At 58.7% G+C, this 18,755-nt stretch carries 16 protein-coding genes; 10 read left to right on the forward strand and 6 right to left on the reverse strand.

The window, feature by feature from the left end; all coding sequences use genetic code 11:
* Nucleotides 1–2: 2 nt before the first annotated feature.
* Nucleotides 3–686, reverse strand: coding sequence for a helix-turn-helix domain-containing protein (locus HGP16_RS27255; protein ID WP_168843094.1), 684 nt, complete (start codon nucleotides 684–686; stop codon nucleotides 3–5).
* Nucleotides 687–764: 78 nt separating this feature from the next.
* Nucleotides 765–1,724 carry a GlxA family transcriptional regulator gene (locus tag HGP16_RS27260; RefSeq protein WP_168843095.1) on the reverse strand — a complete coding sequence of 320 codons (960 nt, stop codon included), beginning with the start codon at nucleotides 1,722–1,724 and terminating at the stop codon, nucleotides 765–767.
* An 88-nt stretch (nucleotides 1,725–1,812) separates the two neighbouring features.
* Between HGP16_RS27260 and HGP16_RS27265 the strand changes: the two genes are divergently transcribed.
* From HGP16_RS27265 to repC, 7 genes are all read left to right on the forward strand, one after another.
* Nucleotides 1,813–3,063 carry a sarcosine oxidase subunit beta family protein gene (locus tag HGP16_RS27265; RefSeq protein WP_168843096.1) on the forward strand — a complete coding sequence of 417 codons (1,251 nt, stop codon included), beginning with the start codon at nucleotides 1,813–1,815 and terminating at the stop codon, nucleotides 3,061–3,063.
* Between the two features lie 12 nt (nucleotides 3,064–3,075).
* Complete coding sequence (locus tag HGP16_RS27270) at nucleotides 3,076–3,354, forward strand: sarcosine oxidase subunit delta (RefSeq protein ID WP_168843097.1); 279 nt, start codon at nucleotides 3,076–3,078, stop codon at nucleotides 3,352–3,354.
* Nucleotides 3,351–6,281: a sarcosine oxidase subunit alpha family protein gene (locus tag HGP16_RS27275; protein WP_168843098.1), complete on the forward strand. Its 2,931-nt coding sequence runs from the start codon at nucleotides 3,351–3,353 to the stop codon at nucleotides 6,279–6,281. Before HGP16_RS27270 ends, HGP16_RS27275 begins: the two co-directional genes overlap by 4 nt.
* Nucleotides 6,274–6,819, forward strand: coding sequence for a sarcosine oxidase subunit gamma family protein (locus HGP16_RS27280; RefSeq protein ID WP_168843099.1), 546 nt, complete (start codon nucleotides 6,274–6,276; stop codon nucleotides 6,817–6,819). Before HGP16_RS27275 ends, HGP16_RS27280 begins: the two co-directional genes overlap by 8 nt.
* A 311-nt stretch (nucleotides 6,820–7,130) precedes the next feature.
* Complete coding sequence (gene repA, locus HGP16_RS27285; protein WP_168843100.1) at nucleotides 7,131–8,354, forward strand: plasmid partitioning protein RepA; 1,224 nt, start codon at nucleotides 7,131–7,133, stop codon at nucleotides 8,352–8,354.
* Nucleotides 8,351–9,379, forward strand: coding sequence for a plasmid partitioning protein RepB (gene repB, locus HGP16_RS27290; protein WP_168843101.1), 1,029 nt, complete (start codon nucleotides 8,351–8,353; stop codon nucleotides 9,377–9,379). The genes repA and repB overlap by 4 nt, the downstream gene beginning before the upstream one ends.
* Nucleotides 9,380–9,574: 195 nt before the next feature.
* A complete protein-coding gene (gene repC, locus HGP16_RS27295) occupies nucleotides 9,575–10,798 on the forward strand; it encodes a plasmid replication protein RepC (RefSeq protein ID WP_168843102.1) in 1,224 nt (407 codons plus the stop codon).
* A 165-nt stretch (nucleotides 10,799–10,963) separates the two neighbouring features.
* Here the strand turns inward: repC and HGP16_RS27300 are convergent, their stop codons facing one another.
* A complete protein-coding gene (locus HGP16_RS27300) occupies nucleotides 10,964–11,134 on the reverse strand; it encodes a hypothetical protein (protein WP_168843103.1) in 171 nt (56 codons plus the stop codon).
* A 367-nt stretch (nucleotides 11,135–11,501) separates the two neighbouring features.
* Here HGP16_RS27300 and HGP16_RS27305 point away from each other — a divergent pair, with 367 nt between their 5' ends.
* Entirely contained in the window at nucleotides 11,502–12,269 is a 768-nt protein-coding gene (locus tag HGP16_RS27305) for a methyltransferase (protein ID WP_168843104.1), read from the forward strand.
* A 246-nt stretch (nucleotides 12,270–12,515) separates the two neighbouring features.
* Here the strand turns inward: HGP16_RS27305 and HGP16_RS27310 are convergent, their stop codons facing one another.
* Nucleotides 12,516–13,130: a TetR/AcrR family transcriptional regulator gene (locus HGP16_RS27310; protein WP_168843105.1), complete on the reverse strand. Its 615-nt coding sequence runs from the start codon at nucleotides 13,128–13,130 to the stop codon at nucleotides 12,516–12,518.
* A gap of 101 nt (nucleotides 13,131–13,231) precedes the next feature.
* Here HGP16_RS27310 and HGP16_RS27315 point away from each other — a divergent pair, with 101 nt between their 5' ends.
* The gene (locus tag HGP16_RS27315; RefSeq protein ID WP_168843106.1) at nucleotides 13,232–14,665 is read left to right on the forward strand and encodes an MFS transporter; all 1,434 of its coding nucleotides are present in this window, start codon (nucleotides 13,232–13,234) and stop codon (nucleotides 14,663–14,665) included.
* 90 nt (nucleotides 14,666–14,755) lie between these two features.
* Here the strand turns inward: HGP16_RS27315 and HGP16_RS27320 are convergent, their stop codons facing one another.
* Nucleotides 14,756–15,961, reverse strand: coding sequence for an MFS transporter (locus HGP16_RS27320; protein ID WP_246705599.1), 1,206 nt, complete (start codon nucleotides 15,959–15,961; stop codon nucleotides 14,756–14,758).
* A 154-nt stretch (nucleotides 15,962–16,115) separates the two neighbouring features.
* On the opposite strand from HGP16_RS27320, the gene HGP16_RS27325 reads away from it, so the two are divergent.
* Nucleotides 16,116–16,394: a hypothetical protein gene (locus tag HGP16_RS27325; protein WP_168843108.1), complete on the forward strand. Its 279-nt coding sequence runs from the start codon at nucleotides 16,116–16,118 to the stop codon at nucleotides 16,392–16,394.
* A gap of 1,108 nt (nucleotides 16,395–17,502) precedes the next feature.
* Here HGP16_RS27325 and HGP16_RS27330 read toward each other — a convergent pair.
* A complete protein-coding gene (locus HGP16_RS27330) occupies nucleotides 17,503–18,027 on the reverse strand; it encodes an HIT family protein (RefSeq protein WP_246705600.1) in 525 nt (174 codons plus the stop codon).
* Nucleotides 18,028–18,755: the final 728 nt, after the last annotated feature.

The raw sequence follows: 18,755 nt of genomic DNA on the forward strand, positions 1-18,755 counted from the left end.
AGTCAGTCGGTCTTGCCGCGTTGTGGGTAACTGATGATCGACAGATATTTTGCCGGCAGTTTCACCAGTACTTCCGGCCCATGCGGCGCGTCTGCATCGAAGAAGAGACTGTCGCCTGGCTGCATGGGATAGAGCTGATCGCCGTGGCGGTACATCACCTCGCCTTCCAGCATATAAAGGAACTCCATGCCCTCATGTTGGAAAGTGGGGAAGATATCGGAATCCGCCGTCAGCGTAATGAGATAAGGCTCGACGATGACGCCGCTCGAATTGTTGTCGATATGGCCGAGGAGATTATACTGATGGCCGGCACGCGTGCCGCGGCGTTCGAGTTCGACACCCTGGCCGGCCTTCACGAAAACAGCATTGCGCGGCTCTTCGTACCGGCGGAAGAAGGCGGTGAGCGGCACGCCGAGCGCGCGCGACAGCGACTGCAGCGTCGTCAGCGACGGCGAGATATTGCCGTTCTCGATCTTCGACAGCATGCCAAGCGAAATACCGGTTGCGGCCGCTAGATCCGTCACCGTAATGCCGAGCTTCTTGCGATAGGCGCGAACCTCGTGGCCGATCGCCATTTCGAGATTGTTTTCCTTCGGTTCGCGAACCGCATGCGGATTCTGCAAGAAAGCCGAGCGTGCAGCATGGGATTGGTCGTCGGTCGATATTTTGTCTGCCTTGGTTTTCATTCTATATCCTTTTTGCCGGCAGGGCTTGCTGGGAAGGACTCTATCCTCTCAGTGAAATTTCCTCAACTGCCACGAAAATCAGGCGCGTCGGGTTTCGCCGGGCGCGATCCCATAGCGAGAGCGGTAGGCCCTGGAAAAATGCGCGCCGCTGGAAAAGCCGGTGGCGATGGCGATTTCGGAAATCGACAGCGGGCTCTGCTCCAGGAGCCGCCGGGCATGCTGCAGCCGTATCAGCCGATATTGATCGAGGAATGTCGCGCCGAGATGAGCGGCAAACAGCCGGTCGAGATGACGCGGCGTGACGCCGGCAATTCGCGCCATCGCGGCACGGTCGAGCGGCATCTCGATCGTCTCCTCCATTTTTTCAAGCACGCTCAGCAGACCCGGGTGGTGGACGCCATAACGTTCGGCAAGCGAACCGCGTTGTGGCGCCGTCGGCTCGCCGACTTCGGTGTGCAGATACCAATCGCTGACGCGCCGGGCGAAATCGGCGCCCATGCGCTCGCCAATCAAGACATGCATCATGTCGAGCGGCGCGATACCGCCGCCGCAGGTGATCCGATTGCCGTCGATGACGAAGCGTGCCTGGCGCGGCGAAAGCGCCGGAAAGGCTTCCAGCAAGGCGGGCGCATGCTCCCAATGAATGGTGAAATCGCGCTCCGCCAGAAGACCGGCGGCGGCGAGCAGATAGGGACCGCCGGAAATCCCGCCGATTCGGACGCCTTCGCGTGCCAACTGGCGAAGACAGGCGAGAACAGCGGGATAATACCAATCGCGCGGTGACCCGCCGGCGCAGACGAAGACCGTGCCGAGGCCGGATCCGCGACCTGGAAGAGGCCCGGCCGGCACCGGCACGCCGCCCGACGATACCGCCGGGGTGCCATCAGGCGAGAAAGTCGACAATCGATAGATTTCTCGCCCGGCCAGCAGATTGGCGGCGCGCAGCGGCTCGCTCGCGGACGCAAATGACATCAGCGCGAATCCCGGGATCAGGATGAAGCCGATATTTTGGATATTCCTTGCGTCAATCGAAGCCATGTCCCTTTTCTATCGAAATAGGTCCTAATTGTGCAAGTCGACATTTTCTACTCTGTCATCATGGCCGGAATTCAAAGCGGACACGACCATGCGCTATTCGGCTTTCTCTGTCTTCCTCAACGGGCTTCGCGGCAATACCGGCTGGGCGCCCGCCTGGCGTCAGCCGCAACCGAAACCGCATTATGACGTCATCATCGTCGGTGGCGGCGGGCACGGTCTGGCAACCGCCTATTATCTTGCCAAGACGTTCGGCATCACCAATGTCGCAGTGCTGGAAAAGGGCTATCTCGGCTCGGGCAACATCGGCCGCAACACCACGATCATTCGCTCGAACTACCTGCTGCCCGGCAACAACCCCTTCTACGAGCTCTCCATGAAGCTCTGGGAAGGACTGGAGCAGGACTTCAATTTCAACGCCATGGTCTCGCAGCGCGGCGTGCTTAACCTCTTCCATTCGGATGCGCAACGCGACGGCTATACGCGGCGCGGCAATGCCATGCGCCTGCACGGCGTCGATGCCGAATTGCTCGATCGCGAAGCCGTTCGCAAAAAGCTGCCCTTCCTGGATTTCGAAAACGCGCGCTTCCCGATCATGGGGGGGCTATTGCAGCAGCGCGGCGGCACCGTGCGTCATGACGCCGTTGCCTGGGGCTATGCCCGCGGCGCCGACAGCCGTGGCGTCGACATCATCACCGGCTGCGAAGTGATCGGCATCCGCACCGACAATGGCCATGTCCTGGGCGTCGAGACCACGAAGGGCTTCATCCGTTGCGGCAAGCTGGCGCTTGCGGCGGCCGGCAACTCCACTGTCGTCGCCGACATGGCGGGTCTGCGCCTGCCGATAGAAAGCCATGTGCTTCAGGCTTTCGTTTCCGAAGGCCTCAAGCCGTTTATCGACTGCGTCGTCACCTTCGGCGCCGGGCATTTCTATGTCTCGCAATCAGACAAGGGCGGCCTCGTCTTTGGCGGCGATATCGACGGCTACAATTCCTATGCGCAGCGCGGCAATCTCGCGACCGTCGAGCATGTCGCGGAAGCGGGCGTGGCGATGATCCCGGCGCTGACGCGCGTGCGCTACCTACGCAGCTGGGGCGGCGTCATGGACATGAGTATGGACGGTTCTCCGATTATCGACCGAACCCATATCGACAATCTCTATCTGAACGCCGGCTGGTGCTATGGCGGCTTCAAGGCGACACCGGCGTCGGGCTATTGCTACGCCCATCTGATCGCCCGCAACGAGCCGCATGAGACGGCTCGGCAGCTGCGTCTCGATCGATTTCGGCGCGGCTATCAGATCGATGAAAAGGGCGTCGGCGCCCAACCGAACCTGCATTGAGGACATGACGACATGGCCAGCCTGATTTCCTGCCCTCATTGCGGCATCCGCCCAAAGGAAGAGTTCACTATCAAAGGCGATGCGAGCCTTGCGCGTCCGGCTCCGGATGCGGGTTCCGACGCTTGGTACGACTATGTCTACCTGCGCGACAATCCGAAAGGGCGGCATAAGGAATATTGGCACCACTCCTCGGGCTGCCGCCGCTGGCTGATCGTCGAGCGCGACACAGTCACCCACAAGATCCATGGCGTCAGCGATGCGGCGCTTGCCAAGCTTGGGGGTGGCGCATGAGCAGCCGTCGCCTCCCCTCCGGTGGCCTGATCGATCGCTCCAAAACCATTGCCTTCCGTTTCGACGGTCGGGATTTGAGCGGTCACCCCGGCGATACGCTTGCCTCCGCCCTGCTTGCCAACGGTATCCAGCTCGTCGGCCGCAGCTTCAAATATCATCGGCCGCGCGGTATCCTGACGACCGGTGCCGCCGAACCCAACGCGCTTGTCACGACCGGGACCGGCGGGCGCACAGAGGCCAACACTCGCGCCACGATGATCGAGCTTTACGACGGGCTGATCGCGCGCAGCCAGAACCGTTGGCCTTCGCTCGCCTTCGATGTCGGCGCCGTCAATGGGCTGCTCTCGCCTTTCCTCAGTGCCGGCTTCTACTACAAGACCTTTATGTGGCCGGCAGCCTTCTGGGAGAAGGTCTACGAACCGCTGATCCGCAAGGCAGCCGGTCTCGGCAAGGCATCCTACGAGATCGATCCCGATTCCTACGAGAAATGCTGGGCGCATTGCGATCTGCTCGTCATTGGCGCCGGGCCTGCTGGCCTTGCCGCGGCGCTGACGGCGGGACGCGCCGGCGCGCGCGTTCTTCTCGCGGATGAAGGCTTCGCTCTCGGCGGCAGTTTGCTTGCAGAGCGCAGTTCGCCGCTTAAGGAGATGCTGGACGAACTTGACGGTTTGCCAAACGTGCAATGCCTGCCGCGCACGACGGTTATCGGCTGGTATGACGATAATGTCTTCGGCGCAGTCGAACGTGTCCAAAAGCATGTGGAAGCGCCCGATCCACGCCAGCCGGTCGAACGCCTGTGGCGCATCATCGCTAAGCAGGCGATCCTTGCGACCGGGGCCGAGGAGCGGCCGCTCGTCTTCGGCGGCAACGACATTCCAGGCGTCATGATATCAGGTGCCATGCGCAGCTATCTGAATCGCCAGGCTATTGTCCCCGGCAAGCGCGCTGTGCTCTTCACGACCAACAATTCCGGCTACCGGACCGCCGGTGACCTCGAAGCCGCGGGTGTCGATGTGGCCGCCATCGTCGATACGCGCGCCAATAGCGAACACTGGAACGGCAAGGCGCAGGTGCTGACCGGCGCATCCATCATCGACGCGCTTGGCACTAAGCAAGTCCGTGGCGTCAGCATTGCAAGCGCGTCGGGCCTTCAGCATATCGATGCCGATGCTCTGGCCATGTCCGGCGGCTGGAGCCCGATCATCCACCTTGCCTGCCATCGCGGCGCCGAGCCGGTCTGGTCGGAAAAGCACGCGGCCTTCCTCGCGCCCGAGAGACAGGATGGCTTGCTGATTGCTGGCTCCGCGGCCGGTCTTGCCTCCACGGATACTTGCCTTGGCGATGGGGCGATCAAAGCTGCCGAGGCGCTGGAAGCAATCGGCTTTGGAAAGATTGATCCCGCCTTTGCTTCAACAGAGGAAGCGCCGTCCGCCGCCAAGCCGCTCTGGCATGTCAAGGGCGGAAAGGGCAAGGCCTTCGTCGACTATCAGAACGACGTGCACCTGAAGGATCTCGGCCTTGCTGTTCGCGAGGGCTACGGTGATGTTGAGCTCGCCAAACGGTATACGACCAACGGCATGGCGACCGATCAGGGCAAGCTCTCCAATATCAACGCCATTGGCATCCTTGCCGAGGCCCGCGGCATCTCGCCGGCGGATGTCGGCACCACGACGTTTCGACCTTTCTATACGCCGGTTTCCTTCGGCGCGCTCACGGGTGCCTCGCGGGGCAAGCACTTCCAGCCCGCGCGCAAATCCCCTTTACACCAATGGGCGAAGAAGAATGGCGCGATCTTCGTGGAGACCGGCCTCTGGTATCGGTCCTCCTGGTTTCCGCGCGAGGGCGAAAAGACCTGGCGCGACAGTGTCGATCGCGAAGTGCTGAACATCCGCAAGAATGCCGGCATCTGCGATGTCTCGACACTCGGCAAGATCGAGATCTTCGGCAAGGATGCCGCCGCCTTTCTCGACCGTATCTATTGCAATGGTTTTGCCAAGCTGCCTGTCGGCAAGGCGCGCTACGGCATCATGCTGCGCGAGGATGGCATGATCTATGACGACGGCACCACCAGCCGCCTGAGCGACGATCACTTCTTCATGACCACGACGACGGCGCTTGCCGCCGGCGTGCTGACGCATCTGGAATTCTGCGCACAGACCCTGTGGCCCGAGCTCGATGTCTTTTTTGCCTCGTCGACCGACCAATGGGCACAGATGGCGGTCGCAGGCCCAAAATCGCGGGCAATCCTCTCGGAGATCGTCGACGAGGACATATCCGATGCCGCCTTCCCGTTCATGAGCGCACGCACGGTTTCACTATTCGGTGGCAAGCTCGAAGGCCGCCTCTTTCGCATCTCCTTTTCCGGCGAGCTCGCCTATGAACTTGGCGTGCCCGCCGCCTATGGCGAATTCGTCGCCGATGCCATCATGCAGACTGGTCAGAAACATGAGATCTGCGCCTATGGCGCTGAGGCGCTCGGCGTTCTGCGCATCGAGAAAGGCCACGTTACCCATGCCGAGATCAACGGCACGGTAACGCCAGGCGATCTCGGTTTTGCCCGGATGGTCTCCGCGACGAAGCCCGACTTCATCGGCAAGGCGATGCTCGCCCGCGAGGGTCTCCAGGCTGCGGATCGTCCGCGCCTCGTCGGCATCAAGCCGCTAGATCCGGCCACCAGTTTCCGCACCGGCGCCCATATCCTTGAGGATGGCGTGGCGGCGACGCTCGAAAATGACCAGGGCTATGTCACGTCGAGCGCCTTTTCGCCGAGCCTCGGCCATACGATCGGGCTGGCATTGGTCAAGAACGGGCCGGAGCGCATCGGCGAGAAGGTCACCGTCTGGAATGGCCTTAGAAACGAGTACACGGACGCGGTAATCTGCAGCCCCGTCTTCATCGACCCTCAGAACGAGAAGCTCCATGCCTGATTTGCCGACATTAAAGCCGGTTCTTGCCGGCAAGGCCGTTTTGCAGGGCAAGACCATCCGGCTGGAAGCCTTGCCGGAAGGCCATCTCCTGCATGTGATGGGCGCGACCACGACGGAGGAGATCAAGGCGCATCTTCTTGCGGCCGGCGCCGGAGAAAGCTCCGTGCGTCCGGCCGGATACCGGCAATGGTTCATCGCCGGCGGGGATCAGTTTTCCGTTGTGCATCTGCGGGCATTGAGCGAGACGCTTACGGGCTGCGCCTTTATCTCCGACCAGAGCCACGGCCGTGTCCGTATCCGCGTCTCGGGCCTCAATGCCGCTCAGGTGCTCAACAAGGGCGCCGCCGTTGATCTGCATCCGTCAGCCTTTCCGGTGGGAAGCACGGCGATGACGCTCTTCGGTCATATCTCGATTCAGCTTACGCGTACCGGTTCGGACGATTTCGAGCTGACCGTGCTGCGCAGCTTTGCGGAATCGCTCTATGAGGAGATTGAGGAAGCGGCCTTATCCCAAGGCGCTGAACGCCTCGTATCCTGACGATCTTGCCTGCCGGCTGCAGTGATTCGCTGCAGCCGTGCCGACTGCTCCAAATGTTGGGAACGCATTGTCCGTTGGGCTATGTCTCGCATTCTGCTACCAAAAGTGTGGGTAACCGTATCGAGCAACTCTTGCGGCATAGTAAAGAAAATGTAACGATATCAAATAGATAAATGTTATCAGTCTGATACGGTTTCGTCATACGCTGATCAGCCATTACGCCTTAATCTCTGGACGGCCTGATAGAATCGTGTTCTACATTTTGTCGGGCATAGGTCGGCAAACCGGCATTAGGCCGCCAAGAGGGACAAATGGCGATAGCGGGACGCATGGAGACGATAGCTCCTTCCAAGGAAGACGCAGGCGGCAAAATTGCGCGCCATGCAAACCTGCTGTCGAGCCAGCTACAGCAGCTCAGAACCCGAATGTATCCGCCGAAGTCCGAAAAGATACTCCGGCAGTTCCTGACCAACGAAGTGTCTAAGCTGACATCGATCCCCGATTCGACCCTGAAACTGATGTCGAGCGAGGGACGAGGCCCCGTGCCCAGCCGATTGGAGAACAATCATCGGGTCTACACGCTCGCACAAATCAATGAATTGCGCGAGCTGTTTGCGAAGCAGAAGCCTTCGGAAGCTCTGCGCTTCCTACCGCGCCGCCGCCCTGGCGAACATCTTCAAGTACTGGCGATCGCCAATTTCAAAGGCGGCAGCGCCAAGACCACCACCTCCGTCCATCTTGCCCATTACCTCGCGCTTCACGGCTATCGCGTGCTTGCGCTCGATCTCGATCCTCAGGCCTCGCTGTCGGCCATGTTCGGAGCGCAGCCCGAAGTCGATGTCGGGGCAAACGAAACCATCTATGCGGCCTTGAGATATGACCAGGCCGAAAGACGTTCCATCCGTGAGATCATCCGCAAGACCTATTTCGATGGTATCGACCTCATTCCGGGCAATCTGGAGGTCATGGAATATGAACACGAGACACCTCGTGTTCTGGCGCAGAAATCGGGCGCCGGCGCCATCTTCTTCGAACGGCTCAAGCTAGCGCTCGCCGAGGTCGAAGCAGATTACGATGTCGTCATCCTGGATACGCCCCCCTCGCTCGGTTTCCTGACGCTGAGCGCGATCTACGCGGCGACCAGCATGATCATCACGGTGCATCCGGCCATGCTCGACGTGGCATCGATGAGCCAGTTCCTCCTGATGATGGGAGATCTGATCAGCGTACTGAATGAAAGCGGCGCCCAGCTCGACCAGGATTTCATTCGTTATTTGATCACGCGCCACGATCCGAACGATGCGCCGCAGTCGCAGGTCGTTGCGATGTTGCGCCACCTGTTTGACTCCGATGTGCTGTTGCCGACGGCGATCGAAAGCACCGCCGTCGAAGCCGCCGGTCTTGCCAAGCGCTCGGTCTACGAACTCGAAATGGGCCAGATCGGCCGCGATACGCAGAAGCGCGCCCGCGAGGCCGTGGATGCGGTCAACGAGGCCATCGTTCAACTCATCAACACAAGTTGGGGACGTGGATGAGCAAAAGCCCGAGGAAATCCATCGTCGCGAGTTTCGGCCTTCTTTCCGCCGAATTGGAAAGCAGCGAGGCTGCGGCAGACCAGCCTTCGCCGCCCCCTGCCCCCACGACGCAGCCAGTGCGTGTCGGCGCAGGCGTTATCGGGGCCGCGCACCGCGCCATTGGCGATATTCGCGCGGAACGTGATCGGCTGCGAGCCATCGTCGAATCCGGTGAAGGCTGGATACAGGATCTGGATCCCCATATCATCGATCCATCTCCCTACCCCGATCGTCTGCCGGACGACCACCCCCATGATTTCGAGAGATTCAAGCGCTCGGTCGAGGAGGAAGGTCAGAAAGTTCCGATACAGGTGCGGCGGCACCCGTCTTCGCCCGACCGATATCAGGTGGTCTACGGCCATCGCAGATGGCGGGCCGCTCTAGAGCTTGGCCGCAGTGTCCGCGCCATAGAAGTCGAGATTTCGGATCTCGATCTCGTTCTCGCACAGGGCATCGAGAATGCCAGCAGGCAGGATCTGACGTGGATCGAGCGCGCGTTGTTCGCCTTGCGCATGGACGATGCCGGCATCAAGGCGCGGCATATCTATGCGGCGCTCTCGATCGAGGACGCGGAGCTAGCGCGGATGCGCAGCGTCTATCGGGCTATCCCGGCCGATGTGATCGAAGCGATCGGCAGGGCGCCGAAGGTCGGCCGCCCGCGTTGGCTGGAATTGGCCAAGGCGGTTTCCGCACAGCACGATGCACTGGAGGCCGTGCGCTCCGCTTTGTCCGACGCGGGCAAGGCGAAGGAAACCTCGGATGAAAGATTCCAGCTGGCATTGCATGCGATCAAGCCCCGCGCCGGCTCGCGCAATTCCCAAGTGCCGATTTCCGATGCGTCGGGAACGAGGCTGGGAGCGTGCGTGGTATCGCCTCGCGAGATGCGGATCTCTGGAGAGGGTAAGCTGGGGTTGGAATTCATTAAATTTGTCGAGGAGGAGTTGCCCGGCCTGGTCGAGCGCTTCGCTCTCCGGAAGAAACCGTAACTCCTGACAGGTGTCAGGGTTTTTCAGATCGAAAAGGAAGCCTAGCAAAAGAAAAAAGGCCCCCAAACGTTGCCGTCGTGGAAGCCTTCTCTTCAATGTAGCAGCTGAAGAATCGCATTTCCACGAATCCTAGTCAAGCGTTTTTGGCACCGTTTTTGGTGAGCGGATTTCTTTTGCCTCGCGAGGGTGAGGGAAATGCAGAATGGAAGTGTAACGACGCCCTTTGGGCGGCGGCCGATGTCGCTTGCCCTGGTGCGACGCCAGGTTGCCACGGCCGAGATCGCGCCCGGCAAGACGGCCGATAAGTGGAAGGTCTTTCGGGATGCATCCGAGGCCAGGCAATTGCTGGGACTGCAGGATCGCAGTCTGGCGGTACTCGACGCATTGCTGAGCTTTTATCCTGATAACGAGCTCCGTCAGGATGCCCAGCTTATCGTATTCCCCTCCAATGCGCAGCTGACGTTGCGCGCCCACGGCATTGCCGGGGCTACGCTTCGCAGACATCTCGCGCTCCTCGTCGAGGCTGGGCTGATTGTTCGCAAGGACAGCGCTAATGGCAAGCGCTATGCCAGGAAGGACAGGGCGGGGGAGATCGAAAACGCTTTCGGCTTCGACATCTCGCCGCTTCTGCTGCGGGCAGAGGAGCTTGCAGGCATGGCGCAGAAGGTGGCAGCGGATCGCGTCGCATTCCGGCGTACCAAGGAAAGCCTGACGATTTGCCGGCGCGATGTGCGCAAGCTCATTACGGCCGCGGTCGAAGAAGGCGCTGCGGGCGATTGGGCAACAGTCGAAGATATCTACATAGGCCTCGTCAGTCGCATTCCACGCTCTCCCACGATGCTGGAGGTTGCTGCCATCCTCGAAGAGATGGAGCTTTTGCGCAGCGAGATCGTCAACCTTCTGGATAGCCAGCAAAAAGCCGCAAATAATAGCAGCAATGATGCTCATAATGAGCGCCATATACAGAATTCAAACCCCGAATCCATCCATGATTTTGAACCAAGCTCTGAAAAAGAGCTGGGGGCGACGCCTGAGAGGAAAAGTGGGCTGCGCAGCGAGACGATGCGTACGTTCCCATTGGGTTTGGTGCTGAAAGCGTGCCCCGAGATTATTGCCTACGGCCCGAACGGGGCTATCAGCAATTGGAGGGAACTGATGGCTGCCGCAGTCGTGGTTCGATCTATGTTGGGCGTCAGCCCTTCGGCCTATCAGGATGCCTGCGAGACGATGGGACCCGAGAACGCTGCCACGACAATCGCCTGCATTCTTGAAAGGTCGGGGCACATCAACTCCGCCGGCGCCTATTTGCGGGATCTCACGATGAGGGCAAGGCGCGGCGAGTTTTCTGTCGGACCAGCGATCATGGCTCTGCTCCGGGCAAATGGCCATGGCGAACATGTGACAGGAAAAGCTTCATGAGATAGTCGTCCTGGGGATATGCCGAATGTTGTTTGACGCCGGCGACGGGATTGGCACGACGACAGAATGGCCGCTTGTTTTTGCCATAAGCGATACGGCCACAGCCGAAGGATTTGGCCGTGGCCGACGAAATGCGGTCAAAGATGGTCGATCAGGAATCCCGGCTTAGCGGCAGACGCGTTCCTTGCGAATAACCCAATGACCATGAACCTTGTGCTTCACGGTCTTGACGAAGCAGTCATGATGATGGCGATGGAACGGAGCTGCCTGAGACGGGGCGCTGACCGCAACGACGGATGCCAGGGCGATTGCGGAAGCAAGAAGCAGGTTTTTCATGTTGGTCCTCGTAAGCATTGGGGGTTGATGCTGCGCGATAACGCCTGACTTTGATGCCCCAGTTCGACTTAACCGAAAATGAATAGGATGCTTACAAATTTGTAATGCTTCGACAGTGTCTCATTGAAAGGGAGCGACGGATTGGGTGTCGATACTATTGATGATCGCATACCGCCCTATCACGAGAAGGATGGTGCTGTTCCCTCCCTTCCCTTGACTTAGCCATCCGGCGAAGAATTGTCCGTCCGAGCAAACGGCACATCACTCGCGAGAGATATGCGCAGAAAGCTGGATCAGCGCATGACCAAAACTCGCGGTAGGAGGCCGGAACGATTGAAGCCTTATCGACTGAGAGATGGAGGACGATATGCCGCTAAATGATTTCGGAAATGTCGGAGACGCCTACCAGAGATATTCAGACGGAATACGCGGCAGAATACGACACGAACTTGTGTTCCAGGTCGTAGCTGGACTGATAAATGCTGGAGGAACCGTTCTGGATATGGGATGTGGTGGCGGTGAGATATCCGTGCGTCTATGCGAAGCGGGCTTTAGAGTTCTCGGTGTTGACACATCGAGCGAAATGCTCCGTCGGGCAAATATGCGTAAGGCGCAATTGCCAGAGCAAGCCCGCAAACGGCTTAACTTTGAGGTCGGCACTATCGAAAACTTTGAGCCGGGACAAACATTCGATGCAGTCTGCTGTCACGGAGTGTTGATGTACTTGGATGACAGCTGTGCTGCAATTCAAACATTGGCAGACCATGTCAGCCCTGGCGGCGTACTCAGTATTCTGACCAAGAACGCACTCTCCAACGGTTTTCGCGAAGCACTCCGGGGAGATTATACGCTCGCAAGCGAGTTGATCGAGACCGGCGCGGCGAGTAGCATTGGCAATCTCGGCATTAGCACGCGCGGTGACAATCCTTCAGCAATTGTTGATCTCATGAAGCAGTGTGGTTTTGACGATTGTCAGTGGAGGGGTATCCGCATCTTCTCCGATCATCTCGATGCGAACCGCTTTGATGAGAATATGGCCGATGCACTCATTGCGCTGGAGCGGGCCGCTTCGATGCGTGACCCGTACAGGATAATGGCCCGACTGTTTCACGCAACTGGTCGAAAAGTCCGATAAGCTTACCACTGGGCTGATTAAGAGCGAAATGCTGCCATCGCCGTCGCGCCGTTCTCCCTCCCACGGTCTCTGCGCATGCGGGTCGCACTCGAGGTCGTTCGTGCCGCGTCGCAAATGACGAGAGTGACGTAGGCTATGCGGAGCTCGGCGTTCTTGTCGGGCCCTTTTGAAGATTGCAGCGTCCGACATGCAACAGGCCGAAATTAGCCGGGTTATCGGGAATTTGGAATGCGGGCCGCGGTCGGTTCAGAGATTGTCGGCGTTCGCGGACATGGCGCTCTTCAATGGCAAGAGCGCGGGAGACAATGTGGATAGCAGGATGTCTCTTGGCACACCGTCGGCGGCCTGCACCGATAAACCGTGGAGAAAAGCAGCGTAGAATTCCGCCAGCGCGCGGGGGTTTGCATCTGGTTTCAACTCCCCGGTCTCCGACGCTTTTCTCAGCCGCTCATTTAACGAAGCAGCGCGGTCCCGCCGGTATCGACCGAGCCGTTCGCGCACGGCTTGGCTATTGATCGTGTAATTCGTGGCCGCCATCACGATCATGCAGCCGCGGGGGTGATTTGGGCGAGTATAGAGCAAGATTGCATCCCGCAGCAGCCGCTCGAAGGCATCGAGAACATTCGGCTCCTCCGCCAAGGCGCGTGTAGCAAATCCGCCTTCGCCGGAGGCGTAAAGCATCACCGCTTCCTGGAACAGTGCCTCTTTCGATTCGAAAGCGGCATAGATGCGCGCCGAAGCGATGCCCATAGCATTGACGAGATCGGCCATCGAGACCCCTTCGTAGCCTCGCGTCCAGAAGAGGTCGCGGGCCTTCGCCAACGCCTCGTCGCGATCAAATTCACGCGGCCTTCCCGCCATGCTCGACCTCAATCTTTGTCGATCAACAAATAAACGGCTTGACTCAGATTTACAAGCTTCACATTATTTGTTGATCGACAAAGAAATGGCGGAGAGGAAAAATGGATAAAATTGGGGAAAGGCCTTCACTGGGAGCCCGTGCGACGAATTTCAACCGGACGGCTGCGCTGGCGCTCCTCGCATTCGCGCAGCTGATCATCTCGCTCGATATCAATATCGTTTTCGTGGCCCTGCCCCAAATCGGCCAAGGCCTCAGCTTCTCGGATCAGACGCTGCAGTGGGTCGTCAGCGCCTACACGGTCTTTTGCGGCGGTTTTTTACTATTTGGCGGGCGTGCGGCGGACCTTATTGGCCAACGCCGATTGTTCATCACGGCGCTGGGGCTTTATGCGGCATCCTCGCTGGTTGGGGGATTGGCTTGGGAGCCGGCAATCATCATCGCAGCGCGGGCGGTCCAAGGCATCGGCGGCGCGTTTCTTTTTCCCGCCACGCTCTCCCTCGTCAACCGGCTTTTCCCGGAGGGGACAGCGCGCAACCGGGCTCTAGCGGTCTGGGGAGGGGCTGGGGCCAGCGGTCTTACGATCGGGTCGCTCGCCGGCGGCTTTCTAACAAGCGCTTTTGGCTGGCCGTCGGTGTTTTTTGTCAATGTCGTCCTCGCCTCGATTGCCATCGCGGCGGCGTTTTTTGTCATCCCGCAAGATCCTCGCCAGACTGTTCGTCGCTCCTTCGATCTGCCGGGAGCGCTGACTGTCACGGGAGGCGCTACGCTGTTGGTGTTTGCGCTCGTTCAGGGACCCGTGTTCGGATGGAATGCCGCACCGATCCTCTCCGCCTTCGGCCTATCGGCGCTACTACTGCTGGCATTCGTGATCATCGAGTTGCAAAGCCGCGATCCATTGATGCCTGCCAAGCTGCTTAGTAATCGCATGCTCGTGGCGAGCATGGCCATCACCTTTCTCTATATGGGTACGTTTGGAGCCCTGCCGTATTTTCTGACAGTGCTATTCCAGGATATCCACCACTTCACAGCCTCCGAAACGGGCCTGGCCTTCCTGGTTCCTTCACTTGCCATTGCTGTCGGTACTCAAATCGGCGAGCGATATGCATCACGCCTTTCGGCACGATCGACATTGATTGCGGGAATGCTGGCGGGGGCGGCAGGCACGGCCATTATGGTGGCCGGGGCATGGCCGGAAAGTAGCTACGCAGTCATCGTTCCGGGTCTGGTCGTTGTAGGAATTGGTCAGGGCATTGTGTGGACCGCAATGTGGATTATTGCCAGTTCCGGAGTATCGGATAGCGAACAGGGTGTTGCGTCAGGGATGGCGTCGACCACGATGAACATAGGCAACGCTGTTGGTCTTGCCGTCGTCGTTGGCTTTGCCAATGCTCATGCCGGTTTCGCAAAGGGTGAGGTATCGGCCGGCGATCTAGCGAGCGGCGTTCGTCTCGCGTTCTGGCTCTGTGCGACGGGCGGCGTCATCGCCACGGTTATTGCCATGGCAGTTCTGGTTCCACCGCGGCAATTGCGGTAGAATCCATGAAGCAATTGCCACGTTGATTTCATCGATCCCAAGTCGGATAACGAGGTTTGAGTTGGCCGTGTTACCAGATTTCCTGCGTTTTTAATTTTCCCGCAGCCGCAGCGTCAGGAAACCGGCAGCGACAGCGGCGGCCATGCTGAAGAGTATGGGGCCAAGATAGCTGCCGGTTTTGTCGAAGATGAGCCCTGCCATTGTCGGCCCCAGCAACGCAGCGACCCCCACGGCCGTATAGAGATAACCGAGTATTGTTCCAATGTGTCTGACGCCGAAAAGATCGGCAGCCACCGCGGGATACAGTCCGACGCAACCACCATAACTCATTCCAAATAGCAGGGCGAAAAGCGCGAGCATGGCGATGCCGTTGGCGACGGACCATAGGAGGAACGAGCCGGCGACGGCAAATGTGAGGATTGCCAAGAGGCGCAAGGAACCGATGCGGTCACCCAGACCGGCCAGCACGAAACGTCCAAAGATATTTCCGATGCCGATGAGTGCGATAAGGATTGTGCCGCTTTCAAGTGACAGACCCAAGTCGTGCGCTGCCGGGACGATATGAACGTAGGGTATGAATGTCGAGAACGACGCCAGGACCAGCATAACGAAGAACAGGCGGAACCGGCTATTGCGCCAGACTGTGAAAGGACTAGGCCGGTCGTTGGATCGCGGTTCTATGGAAGTTTTGTCACCTTGACGTTTGCGTACCAGCATTGCGGCCGGCAAACCGATCATAGCGATGACAACCGCCAAACCGATGAAACATCCGCGCCACCCGAGCTCGGGGACGAGACGGCCGATTGTAAAGGGTAGCAGGAGCGTGCCAAGACCGAGGCCGGCCGTAGCAATACCGGATGCGCGGCTTCGCTTCAGAACAAACCAGGACTGCACGGCGCCGAGCGCGGGAACATAAGAGAGGCCGATCCCAAGTCCCACGCCGGCACCATACCAAACGTAAAGCGAGACAAGGGTCTGCGCTTGGCTGGCTCCGATATAGCCAATGATCATTGCCACCAGACCAGTCGCTATGACCGCACGAGACGACCAGCGGTCGGCAAGCGCGCCGGCGATCGCGCCGAGCGAATAAAACACGAAGGCCGATATGGAGAAGACAAGTGCGATTTCGCCACGCGATGCCGCAAATTCCTCGGAAAGACCGGGAAACACGGCGGAGAACGCGTAGGCTGATCCGAAGGTTACAGCTGTCAGTGCATGCGCGCCGCCGACGACCCGCCACCCGCTTGGTGAATCTGTGTCTTCCGACAGGGGGTCGGGTAAGGATGTAGACGACAAAATCAAACGCCTTTCGAAGATTTATGGCTCGAAGGAATGAGTGTGGCAGATGCGGATAGCTCGGAGAATTGAATAGATTTGATTTCCCGTATTCAATGCGCTGATAATAATGTGGGCCCTTTCCACTTAATTGTTGATCTGCTGAGAACTTTCCTTGGCACTGTCGAAGGCCGCACCGGTGGTTTATGCCGCAGTAGGTATGCAGATCCAGTATCTGGAACAGTCGGTTGGCACAGAACGTCTCGTAGGTTTCCCGCAGGCGGCAAATTCAAATCCCGCCGGCGAGAAACCGCTTTCCTTTGCCGGGAAAATGCTGCGGTTGGGCGACGAGGCCAAGCGGCGATCCGCTCGGTTAGAGAAAATCAGTTCGGTGCGTCTTGGTGGCCACCGGTGCTCGCGTAATTTGCAGCCGGGCATCCCGGGGTTGCGGTGAAGCGGGTCTGTGAGACATCGTCTCAGCTCATGCCGACCGTGCAGAACAGACACTTGACTGGACCGTTGTTACGGGGCGACCGGCCGATGCGTTCGCGGCTTACCGGGGAGACCCCTTGGTCTGGTTTAGATCCGGTCAACCATGTAAGCTGAGAGCTCCCTTCCCCTATCGCCTTGTTCGAGATCGACGGTGGACCCGCGCATGCGGATGTTCTGTCCGCTCAAGAGTGCGACCCGGGCCTGACCGGTATGTTGCCAGAAAGGCATGACCTCATATCCCAATCCGTGACTAGCCGCATCAGCCGCCAAGACGCCAGCCAGATGCATTACAAAATGTCGTTCCTGCCGCGCTGATGGTCGTCGGCTGGTTACCAGCTTCCTGACGACGACGGAGACCTGATCCTGCGACGAGGTCCACTCGCCCGTCCCGTTTCTGTTTCTCGTTGAATGTCGCCGGTCTCCAACGTATCCGTCAGTCTCGGAAGGCCAGGCTGCTGCGCAACAGAACAGGAGCTGAACGCGGCTCGACTGCAAGTCGGGGTGACTCGATGAGACAACTGGCGGCTTCAAGTTCCCGAATTTGCGGCGGGTTGTTGAGATTTGTCTTGGGCTCAAAATACGTATGGGTAATCGAAGTGAATGTATCTATAGCTTCCTTATAGCGGAAAAGATATAATTAAAACAAATGGATAATGGAATAGAAAATTCACCATTTGAGGAGTAAAATGCGGTAATCGGAGCATGTTCGGCCGCCCTGCAGTTTCGGCATCCAACGTCCGTCGGGTTAGCGCGATCCACTGCCTTCACCTCGGCTGTTCCCAGCAGGGCGCGCGATAAAGCTGCCCGCGCTAAGATGGCATAACGGACAAGCTTTCGATTTCGCCGATGTGTTGTCGTCTCGCGTCAACCCGCTGCAGGCAGCAAGGGTGTAGTTCCCAACGCCCAAGCTATAAGATCTGGCTGATCAAGGCGGAAAGTTTGAGGCGCGGATCACGCGGTACTATGGCTTTAGAATGGACCATTTTGCTCCACAGTCAATGTTGCAATCTGTGAAGCGGCCTACGTCGACTGTCGCTTGAACGGTCGAAGTTGGGGGCGGCTCGGACTCGCTATTCGATCTTATCGGGTCGGACTTGGTAACTGAGGTCCACACTCGAAACGGAATTCATGTGCTCGCGCAGCAGCTGGATGGCTTGGTGAACGGTTGGCCCAATAGCCGGTGGCGGGTCCGAGCATTCGTAGAATTCGCGCCATACGTACAGGGTCAATTCGGCGCCATCGGTTCCGCGCTCCCCCTCCCCTTCCGCAAAATTTTCCAGCACGCGATAGCGGGAATCCTGCCGGAAGAGTTCCTCGACCCAATCGTAAATCGGGATTACATGAAAATGGATCGTATTGCCGGGAAGATGTCCATATCGGCCTGTATAGACGTGTCGAGCATTCAGTCGCTGCTTCAGTTCGGCCTGAGCAAGCGCCAGCAGCGGGCCAAGTTCCCTCAAGGGGCCTGTGGACAGTTCCGATAGATCGGTAGCGAAGTATTTGGCGCTGATGATGAGATAACCTGGGAGAGCGGAATTTGTACGACTGACAAGCCATCCGCCGGTCTCGGCTATAAGATATGGATCCGACTTCAAACAGCCTCCCATTTTTCCCGGTAGCGTTCTCGCGCGGCCTTTCACTTTCCCGAGATGGCTGGCAGCACTGAGCTTTAGTGTCGACCACGGTTAGATAGGGACATTGCCCAACCTATTCATGTCGAGAGCTGAATGGCAAGCGCTGGATGCTCCAAGGTCTTGCCAGGCGTCGCCGGCGGGCCGGTCACCTGGGTCAGTGAAACCCTGACAGCTGTCAGGGTTTTGATAGCAGAGCTAGATTCCAATTGGAGGACCATGGCGTGCTTTCGAGCTTATCTCGGTGGATGTGAGGGTGTTTGGCACGCTGGTTTCCCGGCCGAGTATGCAATGAATGAAAACCCTGACAGCTGTCAGGGTTTTCATGGGACAAGGCTCTCGTCCTACAGTCGCGAATAACCGCGAGTTCCGGCGGGTGCGGTATAATCAACCATCGAAGTATTCTAGCGCTGAGCAACATTGCACAGGTCCGCGTTAGCACCCGAGATGCATTCGATGTAAGGCAGAGCAGAGATCTGGCTCTGTGCCTACTCGTTGATCCACATAAGGACCAGCTCCTACGCCCTGTGAGCTGCCTATCCGTACGAGTAGATGATCCCCGGCCGAACGAATCTTGATAGGCAGCGGATCCGCTGCTCCACCACGCGACTCGAATGGAACCGCGCGGGCGGCTGGTGATATGCTATATCAGCGCAACTCTGACGACCCACCGGTGTTGTCTACGACACCGG

It is taken from the genome of Rhizobium sp. P40RR-XXII, assembly GCF_012641405.1.
In the GTDB taxonomy this organism is placed as follows: Bacteria; Pseudomonadota; Alphaproteobacteria; order Rhizobiales; family Rhizobiaceae; genus Rhizobium.

Bases quoted from the DNA above. Each gene is read 5' to 3' on its own strand.
- HGP16_RS27255 (WP_168843094.1), bottom strand. From the start codon at position 686: ATGAAAACCAAGGCAGACAAAATATCGACCGACGACCAATCCCATGCT.
- HGP16_RS27260 (WP_168843095.1), bottom strand. From the start codon at position 1,724: ATGGCTTCGATTGACGCAAGGAATATCCAAAATATCGGCTTCATCCTG.
- HGP16_RS27265 (WP_168843096.1), top strand. From the start codon at position 1,813: ATGCGCTATTCGGCTTTCTCTGTCTTCCTCAACGGGCTTCGCGGCAAT.
- HGP16_RS27270 (WP_168843097.1), top strand. From the start codon at position 3,076: ATGGCCAGCCTGATTTCCTGCCCTCATTGCGGCATCCGCCCAAAGGAA.
- HGP16_RS27275 (WP_168843098.1), top strand. From the start codon at position 3,351: ATGAGCAGCCGTCGCCTCCCCTCCGGTGGCCTGATCGATCGCTCCAAA.
- HGP16_RS27280 (WP_168843099.1), top strand. From the start codon at position 6,274: ATGCCTGATTTGCCGACATTAAAGCCGGTTCTTGCCGGCAAGGCCGTT.
- repA (WP_168843100.1), top strand. From the start codon at position 7,131: ATGGCGATAGCGGGACGCATGGAGACGATAGCTCCTTCCAAGGAAGAC.
- repB (WP_168843101.1), top strand. From the start codon at position 8,351: ATGAGCAAAAGCCCGAGGAAATCCATCGTCGCGAGTTTCGGCCTTCTT.
- repC (WP_168843102.1), top strand. From the start codon at position 9,575: ATGCAGAATGGAAGTGTAACGACGCCCTTTGGGCGGCGGCCGATGTCG.
- HGP16_RS27300 (WP_168843103.1), bottom strand. From the start codon at position 11,134: ATGAAAAACCTGCTTCTTGCTTCCGCAATCGCCCTGGCATCCGTCGTT.
- HGP16_RS27305 (WP_168843104.1), top strand. From the start codon at position 11,502: ATGCCGCTAAATGATTTCGGAAATGTCGGAGACGCCTACCAGAGATAT.
- HGP16_RS27310 (WP_168843105.1), bottom strand. From the start codon at position 13,130: ATGGCGGGAAGGCCGCGTGAATTTGATCGCGACGAGGCGTTGGCGAAG.
- HGP16_RS27315 (WP_168843106.1), top strand. From the start codon at position 13,232: ATGGATAAAATTGGGGAAAGGCCTTCACTGGGAGCCCGTGCGACGAAT.